Annotated in this window: 12 protein-coding genes; 7 read left to right on the top strand and 5 right to left on the bottom strand. The window is 64.5% G+C overall.

The genetic code is table 11. The annotated features are described in order from the left end of the window. Positions 1-34 precede the first annotated feature (34 nt). Positions 35-1,276, bottom strand: a complete 1,242-nt coding sequence (locus AX703_RS20255; protein WP_174544600.1) for an aspartate kinase — start codon at positions 1,274-1,276, stop codon at positions 35-37. Positions 1,277-1,375: 99 nt separating this feature from the next. On the opposite strand from AX703_RS20255, the gene ubiG reads away from it, so the two are divergent. Both ubiG and AX703_RS20245 read left to right on the top strand, forming a co-directional pair. Continuing rightward, a complete protein-coding gene (ubiG, locus tag AX703_RS20250; RefSeq protein ID WP_062346718.1) occupies positions 1,376-2,128 on the top strand; it encodes a bifunctional 2-polyprenyl-6-hydroxyphenol methylase/3-demethylubiquinol 3-O-methyltransferase UbiG in 753 nt (250 codons plus the stop codon). A 3-nt stretch (positions 2,129-2,131) separates the two neighbouring features. Continuing rightward, positions 2,132-2,311, top strand: coding sequence for a hypothetical protein (locus AX703_RS20245; RefSeq protein WP_062346716.1), 180 nt, complete (start codon positions 2,132-2,134; stop codon positions 2,309-2,311). A 161-nt stretch (positions 2,312-2,472) separates the two neighbouring features. On the opposite strand, the gene AX703_RS20240 is transcribed toward AX703_RS20245, so the two are convergent. Together AX703_RS20240 and AX703_RS20235 are read right to left on the bottom strand one after the other, a co-directional pair. Next, complete coding sequence (locus tag AX703_RS20240) at positions 2,473-2,880, bottom strand: thioesterase family protein (RefSeq protein ID WP_062346714.1); 408 nt, start codon at positions 2,878-2,880, stop codon at positions 2,473-2,475. A 70-nt stretch (positions 2,881-2,950) separates the two neighbouring features. Next, positions 2,951-3,664, bottom strand: a complete 714-nt coding sequence (locus tag AX703_RS20235; protein WP_039333689.1) for an NAD-dependent deacylase — start codon at positions 3,662-3,664, stop codon at positions 2,951-2,953. Positions 3,665-3,699: 35 nt separating this feature from the next. Between AX703_RS20235 and dapB the strand changes: the two genes are divergently transcribed. Genes dapB through AX703_RS20220 form a run of 3 tightly spaced genes read left to right on the top strand, consistent with a single transcriptional unit; the run spans position 3,700 to position 5,541 of the window. Further along, positions 3,700-4,428 carry a 4-hydroxy-tetrahydrodipicolinate reductase gene (gene dapB, locus AX703_RS20230; RefSeq protein ID WP_039333406.1) on the top strand — a complete coding sequence of 243 codons (729 nt, stop codon included), beginning with the start codon at positions 3,700-3,702 and terminating at the stop codon, positions 4,426-4,428. 1 nt (position 4,429) lies between these two features. Further along, a complete protein-coding gene (gene nth, locus AX703_RS20225) occupies positions 4,430-5,140 on the top strand; it encodes an endonuclease III (protein ID WP_062346712.1) in 711 nt (236 codons plus the stop codon). Further along, positions 5,137-5,541 carry a hypothetical protein gene (locus tag AX703_RS20220; protein ID WP_062346710.1) on the top strand — a complete coding sequence of 135 codons (405 nt, stop codon included), beginning with the start codon at positions 5,137-5,139 and terminating at the stop codon, positions 5,539-5,541. Before nth ends, AX703_RS20220 begins: the two co-directional genes overlap by 4 nt. Before the next feature lie 3 nt (positions 5,542-5,544). Here AX703_RS20220 and AX703_RS20215 read toward each other — a convergent pair whose 3' ends face one another. Continuing rightward, positions 5,545-6,864, bottom strand: coding sequence for a dicarboxylate/amino acid:cation symporter (locus AX703_RS20215; RefSeq protein ID WP_082734705.1), 1,320 nt, complete (start codon positions 6,862-6,864; stop codon positions 5,545-5,547). Positions 6,865-6,954: 90 nt separating this feature from the next. Next, positions 6,955-8,037, bottom strand: coding sequence for a chorismate synthase (gene aroC, locus AX703_RS20210; RefSeq protein WP_062346708.1), 1,083 nt, complete (start codon positions 8,035-8,037; stop codon positions 6,955-6,957). A gap of 75 nt (positions 8,038-8,112) precedes the next feature. Here aroC and AX703_RS20205 point away from each other — a divergent pair, with 75 nt between their 5' ends. Together AX703_RS20205 and AX703_RS20200 are read left to right on the top strand one after the other, a co-directional pair. Then, positions 8,113-8,424, top strand: coding sequence for an antibiotic biosynthesis monooxygenase (locus tag AX703_RS20205; RefSeq protein WP_062346706.1), 312 nt, complete (start codon positions 8,113-8,115; stop codon positions 8,422-8,424). After that, a complete protein-coding gene (locus AX703_RS20200) occupies positions 8,421-8,768 on the top strand; it encodes an arsenate reductase (RefSeq protein ID WP_062346704.1) in 348 nt (115 codons plus the stop codon). The genes AX703_RS20205 and AX703_RS20200 overlap by 4 nt, the downstream gene beginning before the upstream one ends. Positions 8,769-9,165 lie beyond the last annotated feature (397 nt).

The raw sequence follows: 9,165 nt of genomic DNA, 5'->3' as shown, positions 1-9,165 counted from the left end.
GGGCTGGGGGTGGGCATTCGGCGCCAGCCGAAGCTTACTCGCCGTCCATCTCGTAGGCGGTGTGCAGCACGCGCACGGCGAGTTCGGTCTCGTCCTCGTCGATCAGCACCGAGACCTTGATCTCGCTGGTGGTGATCGCCTGGATGTTGATGCCACGATCGGCCAGCGCGCGGAACATCGTTGCGGCAACGCCTGCGTGGCTGCGCATGCCGACACCGACGACGCTGATCTTGGCGACCTTGCTGTTGGCCAGCATGCGGTAATAGCCGATCGTGTCCTTGCGCTCTTCCAGCAGCGCCTGGGCACGGGCGAGGTCAGCCAGCGGGACCGTGAAGGTAACGTCGGTCTCGCCCTTGTCCTTGGCGATGTTCTGGATGATCATGTCGACGTTGATGTTGGCGGCGGCCAGCGGGCCGAAGATCGCGGCAACCGCGCCCGGACGGTCGGAAATGCGCGTCAGGGTGATCTTGGCTTCGTTCTTGTCGGCAGCGATGCCGGTGATCAGCTGGCGTTCCATATCCAATCCTTCAAGCTCTTCGTCAGAGACAATCATCGTTCCCGGAATCGTATCGGCGGCGGGCGCATCGTCATCGATGAACGAGGACAGCACCTGCACGCGCACGCCTTCCTTCATGGCAAGGCTGACCGAACGGGTCTGCAGCACCTTCGAGCCGACCGAGGCCAGTTCGAGCATTTCCTCGTAGGTGACGTTCTTCAGCTTGCGCGCCTTGGCGACGATGCGCGGGTCGGTGGTATAGACCCCGTCGACGTCGGTGTAGATGTCGCAGCGATCGGCCTTGACTGCCGCCGCCACGGCCACCGCAGAGGTATCCGAACCGCCACGGCCCAGCGTGGTCACGCGACCCTTGTCAGACACGCCCTGGAAGCCGGGGATCACGGCAATCTCGCCCGAGGCCATCGAGGCCAGCACCGCTTCCGAATCGATGCCTTCGATGCGCGCCTTGGAATGGGCATCGTCGGTGTGGATCGGCAACTGCCAGCCGAGCCATGAACGCGCCTTGCAGCCCAGCGCCTGCAGGTGCATCGCCAGAAGGCCAGACGTCACCTGCTCGCCGCTGGCCACGACCACGTCGTATTCGGCCGGATCGTAAAGCGGGTTTGCCTCGCGGCAGAAGTTGACGAGGCGGTCGGTTTCTCCCGCCATGGCCGAGACGACCACCGCAACCTCGTGCCCCGCGGCCTGCTGGCGCTGCACGATGCGCGCCACGCGGCGGATGCGCTCGGTTCCGGCCATCGACGTGCCGCCGAATTTCATCACGATGCGGGCCAAGGGCTTGCTCCTGAAGTCTTGCGCGTAAGAATCTTGCCCGCAAGGTCGGTGGACCTTGCAGCGCGGGCGCTTTAGGGACGGCTTATGAGCAATGCAACCTCTGCGAATACCATTCGCCCAGCGACCATCAGAGAATCTGAAGCCGCCCACTTCGGCAAGCTGGCGGCGGACTGGTGGAACCCCAAGGGCTCCTCGGCCATGCTGCACAAGCTCAACCCGGTGCGCCTCTCCTTCATTCGCGACGCCATCGACGCGCATTTCGGCAACGATTCGCGCGTAGCAAGGCCACTGGCTGCCAAAAGGGCGCTCGATGTCGGTTGCGGCGCCGGCCTGCTGTGCGAACCGCTGGCCCGGCTCGGCGCGGAAGTGACCGGGGTGGACGCAGCCGAAGAGAACATCGCCGCCGCCCGGCTCCATGCCGAAGGTTCAGGGCTCGGCATCGACTACCGCTGCGGCGATGTCGGCCAGCTCGGCCTTGCAGGCTACGACCTCGTCACCTCGATGGAAGTGATCGAACACGTGGCCGACAAGGCCGCCTTCATTGCTGCACTGGAGGCTGCGCTCGCCCCCGGCGGGCTGATGATCCTCTCCACCCCCAACCGCACCACGCGCTCGCGCCTGCTGCTGGTTGAAGGCGCAGAGGCCATCGGCATGGTGCCCCGGGGCACGCACCACTGGGACGATTTCATCACGCCGGTCGAACTGCACGACCTGCTCGAGGACGCGGGCCTCAAGATGGGCAATCCCATGGGCATCGCATGGAGCGTGTCGAAGGGCCTGCACCTGTCCGACGACCTCGCGCTCAACTACATCGCCACCGTGACCCGGAAGGATTGAGCCATGGCCGAACGCTTCGAACGCCACAAGCAGGCCTGGACCGCCGACGAAGTCAGCAAGCTGCACACGCTCGCCAAGAAAGGCATGGCCCTCAAGGCCATCGCCAAGGCCCTCACCCGCAGCGAGGAATCGGTCAAGCAGCGCGCCAAGAACGACGGCCTTTCCATCGCCAAGCTGCGCTGAGGCCTCTGCCCTGCCCCCGCTCATCCGGAGCTTGTCGAAGGCTGCCTGGCGCACGATGCTTCGACAGGCTCAGCATGAGCGGCGGTGATGAATTTGCAAAAAAATCCGCTCGTCCTGAGCTTGTCGAAGGACACTGGCTTGGCACGAAGGCGCTACGAGGTTCACTCCGCCGCAGAAGGCAGGAACTTCTCGACCAGTTCGCGCGCCAGCCGCGCCGGGCGGAGCGTCTCGGCATCGAGGCAGCACCAGCTCGACTTGACCTCGGCTAGGACTTCTTCGCCGCGCTTGATGATCGTCTCGTAGAACGCGCGCGCACCCTGCACTTTCTCGAGGATCACGTGGGCTATCACCTGGTCATCGAGAAAGGTCGGGCGGCGATAGGTGATCTCATGCTTCAGCGCGACCCACAGGTGCGCGGCGACCGCCTCGGCCGGGGCCAGCGCACGCCAGTGGTCGATCACCGCATCCTGCACCCACGTGAGGTATGAGGCGTTGTTGACGTGGCCCATGAAGTCGATGTCATCGGGCTTTACGGCGATTGGGACGAGATGGGGGATCACGTTGCTCACACTGATGTAGGTAACATGATTCGCGGCACTTTGACAGGCGCGAGATCACCCTTTTCGCTGCAGCAACACTTTAACTTGAGAGAAGTTCCTCAACCCATGCCGGGACGATCTCCGTAGCGGCGCCAAGACGGGTTTCGTGGAACCACGCCGACCCCTGACTACGCTCGAGATTGAGCTCCAGCGTCTGCACGCCAAGGTCCCGCGCGGTGCGGACCAGCCCCGCCGCCGGATAGACTGCACCAGACGTGCCGATCGATACGAACAGATCCGCTTCCGAAACCGCCCGATAGATCTCGTCCATCCGGTAAGGCACTTCCCCGAACCACACCACGTCCGGACGCAGCGCCTGCATGCCGCAAGTCGGGCACTCTGGCCGATGGAGCAGCGGCCCGGTCCAGCGGTGCCGCCGGTCGCAAGAGGTGCACCACGCCTTGAGGTGCTCGCCATGCATGTGCAGCACGTTCAGCGCACCGCCCCGCTCGTGCAGATCGTCGACGTTCTGCGTGACGATCAGCACTTCGCCACCCGCCCGCTTCGCCCATTCCCGGTCAAGCCGGGCCAGCGCGTAATGGGCGGCGTTGGGCTCCTTGGTCTGGATCGCCTCGCGCCGCATGTCATAGAACCGCAGCACCAGGTTCGGGTCACGCGCGAAGGCCTCGGGCGTCGCCACGTCCTCGACCCGGTGCTGCTCCCATAGCCCCCCGCCTCCGCGAAAGGTATCGATACCGGACTCTGCAGAAATTCCGGCTCCGGTAAGAATGACGATATTGCGTGGGGTGCTCATCACGACCATGAAGCACGCGACGTGAAGGATAGGCAATGACCAGAATCGGAATCATCGGCAGCGCTGGACGAATGGGCAATGCGCTGCAGGCAGCAGTTGCAGCAGCCGGGCACGAATTTGCCGGCGGGATAGACAAGGGCGGCGACCCGCTCGCCCTCGCCCAGTCCAGTGACGTGCTGGTCGATTTCTCCGCTCCGGGCGCATTGGAATTCAATCTCGATGCCGCGATCCACACCGGCGTGCCCATCGTCATCGGCACCACCGGGCTCGAGGAGCGCCACCACTGGCTGATCGATTCGGCAGCGGTAAGCATCCCCGTGCTGCAGACCGGGAACACCTCGCTGGGCGTGACCTTGCTCAGCCACCTGGTGCGCGAAGCTGCCTCCCGCCTCGGCGAGGACTGGGACATCGAGATCGTCGAGACCCACCACCGCATGAAGGTCGACGCGCCCTCGGGCACCGCGCTGCTGCTCGGCGAAGCGGCAGCCAAGGGGCGCGGCGTGCATCTGGCCGATGAAGCCGTGCGTGGCCGCGATGGCATCACCGGCGCGCGCAAGGCCGGCACGATCGGCTTTGCCGCCTTGCGCGGCGGCTCTGTCGCAGGCGACCACTCGGTCCACTTCCTTGCCGATAACGAACGCCTGACCTTCTCCCACCTTGCCGAGAATCGCGGCATCTTCGCCAAGGGCGCGATCCGCGCGGCGGAGTGGATCATCGGCAAGGCACCGGGCCGCTACACCATGCCCGAGGTGTTGGGCCTCTGACATGAAGTCGGCGGACATCTTCGAATTTTTCCGCCGCCTCGCCGAGGCCAACCCCTCGCCCGAGACAGAGCTGGAATACGGCAACGTCTACCAGTTGCTGGTGGCCGTCACGCTCTCGGCACAGGCGACCGACGTCGGCGTGAACAAGGCGACGCGCAAGCTGTTCGCCATCGTCAAGACGCCGCAGGACATGCTCGACCTTGGCGAGGAGGGCCTGAAGCAGCACATCAAGACCATCGGCCTGTTCAATTCCAAGGCCAAGAACGTCATGGCCATGGCCGAAATCCTTGTGCGCGAACACGGCGGCGAGGTTCCGGCAGACCGCGATCTCCTCACGCAGCTCCCCGGCGTTGGCCGCAAGACCGCCAACGTCGTGATGAACTGCGCGTTCGGCGCGGAAACCTTTGCGGTCGATACGCATATCTTCCGTGTCGGCAATCGCACCGGCCTTGCGAAGGGAAAGACGCCACTCGCCGTTGAGAAAGGGCTGGAGAAGAAGGTTCCCCAGCCGTTTCGCGTCGGCGCGCACCACTGGCTGATCCTGCACGGACGCTATGTGTGCAAGGCGCGGACGCCCGAATGCTGGCACTGCGGGCTGGTTGATCTTTGCAGCTTCAAGGGCAAGGTTCTGGAGAAAGGAGCCAGGCCCGCCCAGGCCAGGAAGGCAAAGGCTCCCGCAGGCCAGAAGGCAAGGAAGGAGAGCAAGGCATGAAGCGCGTGACTCCATTTCTGATCGCAGGGGTGGCACTGGCCGTGGCCGGCTGCACTGCCGATGCAAAACAGGGCAATGACGGCCACCGTAGCGACATTCCCAAGGCAAAGGTCGTCGGCAAGCCGGTCAATTGCCTGCCTCTCCAGACCATCCGCGAAAGCCAGGTCCGCGATGACTGGACCATCGACTTCCGCACCAGCGGCGGCCAGTGGTATCGCAACACCCTGCCCAACCGTTGCTTCAGCCTCGGGTTCGAGCGCGCTTTCTCCTACTCGACCTCGCTCACCCAGCTCTGCAATGTCGACATCATCACGGTGCTGGTGAACAACGGCGGCCCCGGCCCGATCAACCGGGGCGCCTGCGGTCTGGGCGAATTCACTCCGGTCGAACTGGAGAAATAGGGCCTACTTCTCGTAGTTGACCGGGTCGAGGTTAAGCCCTGCCCGACCATCGGCCACGGTATGGGCAGGTGCGTGCGGTGGCTCGGCATCGGGGTCCAGCGGCGGTTGCAACATGCCTTCCCACTTGGTGATGACCGAGGTCGCCACTGCATTGCCGACGACGTTGGTGGCGGTGCGCCCCATGTCCAGGAAGGTATCGACGCCGAGCAGCAGGGCAATGCCCTCGAGCGGCAGCCCGAATTGCGTGAGCGTGGCGGCAATCACCACAAGGCTCGCGCGCGGCACCCCGGCAATGCCCTTCGAGGTCACCATCAGCGTCAGCAGCATGGCGATCTGCTGCCCCATGGAAAGCTCGATGCCATAGGCCTGCGCGATGAACATCGTCGCAAAGCTGGTGTACATCATCGAACCGTCGAGGTTGAAGCTGTAGCCCAGCGGCAGCACGAACCCTGAAATGCGGCGCGGCACGCCGAAGCGGTCTAGCTGTTCGAACAGCTTGGGCAGCGCTGATTCGGAACTCGCGGTCGAAAACGCCAGCAGCAGCGGCTCGCGAATGTAACGCGCCAGAAGGAAGATGCGGCCCTTGAGGAAGATCCCGCCCAGTGTCAGCAGGATGATCCACAGCAGCAGCAGCCCGAAGTAGAACTCCGAGACGAACACGCCATAGGTCACGACGATGCCGAGCCCCTTGGTCGCGATCACCGAAGCCAGCGCCCCGAACACGGCAAGCGGCGCCATGCGCATGACATAGTCGGTGATCTGCAGCATGAGATGCGCCAGCGCCTCGCAGCCGCGCACGATCGGCGCCCCGGTCTCGCCGATGGCCGACAGCGCCACGCCCGCGAACAGCGAGAACACGAGGATCTGCAGCACGTTGTTCTTGGCCATCGCGTCGAGGGCACTGGTCGGGAAAATCTCGAGCACGAAGTGGCGCAAGGTGAAGTCCGCCGTCGCCAGATCGCCCACTGGCCCGGCGGCCGTGAATTCCAGCCCCACCCCTGGCTTGAAAAGGTTCACCAGCAAGAGGCCGAGACCGATCGAGATCAGGCTGGCGGTGATGAACCATGCCAGCGCCCGCCCGCCGATCCGGCCCAGCGCCGCGCTGTCGCCCATCCCGGCGATGCCCGTCACCAGCGTCGCCAGAATCAGGGGCGCGATGATCATCTTGATCAGGTGCAGGAAGATGTCAGGCAGCAGCTTCAGCGTATCGGCGATCTGCGCCAGCGTTTCGTCGCCCTTGGGATAGCTGGTGTTGAGCACGTAACCGACGAGGATGCCGAGCACCATGCCGATCACGATGTAGAGGGTAAGGCGCTTGGCCAAGAAACGTGCTCCCGCAATTTTGTTGCAGAGGAGACTAACGACCTTTCACCAGCGGCTCAACCGCCGCCGATCTTTTAACAGCAGCCGCTTTTAGCCGACTTGCCCCCGGTGCAGCAGCTTCTGGTCCGCCAGCACCAGCGCCATCATCGCCTCAACCACAGGAACCCCGCGAATGCCCACGCATGGGTCATGGCGGCCCTTGGTGAACAGCTCGGTCGCCTCACCCTCTCGCGTGATCGTCGGCATCGGCGTGAGGATTGAGGACGTCGGCTTGAACGCCACGCGCACCGTCACCGGCTGCCCGGTCGAAATGCCGCCGGCAATGCCGCCCGCGTGGTTCGCCAGGAATTCAGGCGCCCCGGAACCCGGCCGCATCGGATCGGCGTTGCCTTCGCCGGTATTGCGCGCCGCTTCGAAGCCGTCGCCGATCTCCACGCCCTTGACCGCATTGATGCCCATCATCGCATGGGCGAGTTCGGCATCGAGCTTGGCATAGAGCGGTGCGCCCCAGCCGGCCGGAACCCCCGTCGCCACGCATTCCACCACCGCACCCAGCGACGAGCCCGATTTGCGCGCCTCGTCGACCCGCTTTTCCCAGCGCGCCGCCGCCCACGAATCCGGGCAGAAGAACGGGTTGCGGCCGATCTCGTCGGCATCGAAGTGATCCATGTCGATGCGGTCGCCACCGATTTCGCTGACCCAGGCAAGGATCTGGACTTCGGGGATGACCAGACGCGCCACGGCGCCAGCGGCCACGCGCGAAGCCGTCTCGCGCGCCGACGAGCGCCCGCCGCCGCGATAGTCGCGGAAACCGTACTTGGCATCATAGGCATAGTCGGCGTGACCGGGGCGATAGGCCTTGGCCACGTCGCCATAGTCCTTCGAACGCTGGTCCACGTTCTCGATCATCAGGCTGATCGGCGTTCCCGTCGTGCGTCTGACACCATCTGGGCCCTCGAACACGCCCGAGAGGATGCGCACCTGGTCCGGCTCCTGCCGCTGCGTGGTAAAGCGCGACTGGCCGGGGCGGCGCGCGTCGAGGAACGGCTGGATCTGTGCCTCGCTGATGGCAAGGCCGGGAGGGCAGCCGTCGACCACCGCGCCAATCGCGGGCCCGTGGCTTTCGCCCCAGGTGGTGAAACGGAAGAGGTGACCGAAGCTGTTCAGGCTCATGGGATGGCGCTTTGTCGCAGATGCGCGGAAAAGTCCACCTTTCGGCGCGCGGGCCATCGCGCTATCGCTTGCCCCATGTTCCTCGTCGTCTTCCGCAACCGCAAGCGCGCCGATATCGATGCCGCCGCCTACTCTGCCGATGCCCAGGCGATGGAAGAGCTCGCCGCCCGGCAGCCCGGTTACCTCGCCTTCAAGAGCTATACTGCCGACGACGGCGAGGTCATTGCCCTGTCTGAATGGGAGGATGAGGCATCGGCACTGGCATGGCGCCGCGTTGCCCATCACGCCGAAATGCAGGCAAGGGGCCGCACCGAATACTACGAGAGCTATACCCTTTTCGCGGGCACGCCAACGCGCGTGCACCGCTTCAACAGGCAGGACTCATGAGCATCACCGTCTACGGCATCCCCAACTGCGACACGGTCAAGAAGGCGCGGGTCTGGCTCGACAAGCAGGGCATCGCCTACACCTTCCATGACTACAAGAAGCAGGGTGCCGACCCCGCCCGGATCGCCCGATGGATCGCCGCCGCCGGACTCGACAAGGTGGTGAACAAGGCCGGCACGACATTCCGCAAGCTCGACGACGCCCAGAAGGCCACCCTTGCCGGAGACGACGCCCCCGCCGTGCTCGCCGAAAACACTTCCGTCATCAAGCGCCCTATCGTGGAGCATCGGGGCGGCTTGCTGGTCGGTTTCAAGGAGGCGGAGTGGGCGAACGCCCTGGCCTGATTTCGTGTCCCTGATCGCGCTGCCCCCCCGGAGTTTCCAGTCTCTACCGTCGCCCCGGGCTTGACCCGGGGTCCCGCTTTTCTTCCTGCACACCCTCGCAACAAGAAAGCGGGATCCCGGGTCAAGCCTTGGATGACGACTGAGAGTGGTGCGAAGATATCTTGACAAAACGAACCATATAGGTTACATGCTCCGCCCACAGGTCAGGAGAGGGCACAAGGCCAACCCGCTCCTCTCCCTTCGGAAGCCCATGCTGTGTTCGGAAAGCTTCCGGCGCGATCGGTGCGGCAGGTGCGCAGCGGGTTCAATGCGGGGCGAGCCCCAAGACCCACCGGGCAATTTCTGCCGTTACCCAAGGACAGACAGGACAACCCAGGGCTGATAGCACGGCGCCGAA

This window comes from Novosphingobium sp. CCH12-A3 (assembly GCF_001556015.1).
GTDB classification, from domain to species: Bacteria; Pseudomonadota; Alphaproteobacteria; order Sphingomonadales; family Sphingomonadaceae; genus Novosphingobium; species Novosphingobium subterraneum.
The sequence above is the reverse complement of the archived record's forward strand: the minus strand, read 5'-3'. Positions and strand labels throughout refer to the sequence as shown.

Bases quoted from the DNA above. Each gene is read 5' to 3' on its own strand.
- nth (WP_062346712.1), top strand. From the start codon at position 4,430: ATGAAGTCGGCGGACATCTTCGAATTTTTCCGCCGCCTCGCCGAGGCC.
- AX703_RS20220 (WP_062346710.1), top strand. From the start codon at position 5,137: ATGAAGCGCGTGACTCCATTTCTGATCGCAGGGGTGGCACTGGCCGTG.
- AX703_RS20200 (WP_062346704.1), top strand. From the start codon at position 8,421: ATGAGCATCACCGTCTACGGCATCCCCAACTGCGACACGGTCAAGAAG.
- AX703_RS20205 (WP_062346706.1), top strand. From the start codon at position 8,113: ATGTTCCTCGTCGTCTTCCGCAACCGCAAGCGCGCCGATATCGATGCC.
- AX703_RS20245 (WP_062346716.1), top strand. From the start codon at position 2,132: ATGGCCGAACGCTTCGAACGCCACAAGCAGGCCTGGACCGCCGACGAA.
- AX703_RS20235 (WP_039333689.1), bottom strand. From the start codon at position 3,664: ATGAGCACCCCACGCAATATCGTCATTCTTACCGGAGCCGGAATTTCT.
- AX703_RS20255 (WP_174544600.1), bottom strand. From the start codon at position 1,276: ATGAAATTCGGCGGCACGTCGATGGCCGGAACCGAGCGCATCCGCCGC.
- dapB (WP_039333406.1), top strand. From the start codon at position 3,700: ATGACCAGAATCGGAATCATCGGCAGCGCTGGACGAATGGGCAATGCG.
- ubiG (WP_062346718.1), top strand. From the start codon at position 1,376: ATGAGCAATGCAACCTCTGCGAATACCATTCGCCCAGCGACCATCAGA.
- aroC (WP_062346708.1), bottom strand. From the start codon at position 8,037: ATGAGCCTGAACAGCTTCGGTCACCTCTTCCGTTTCACCACCTGGGGC.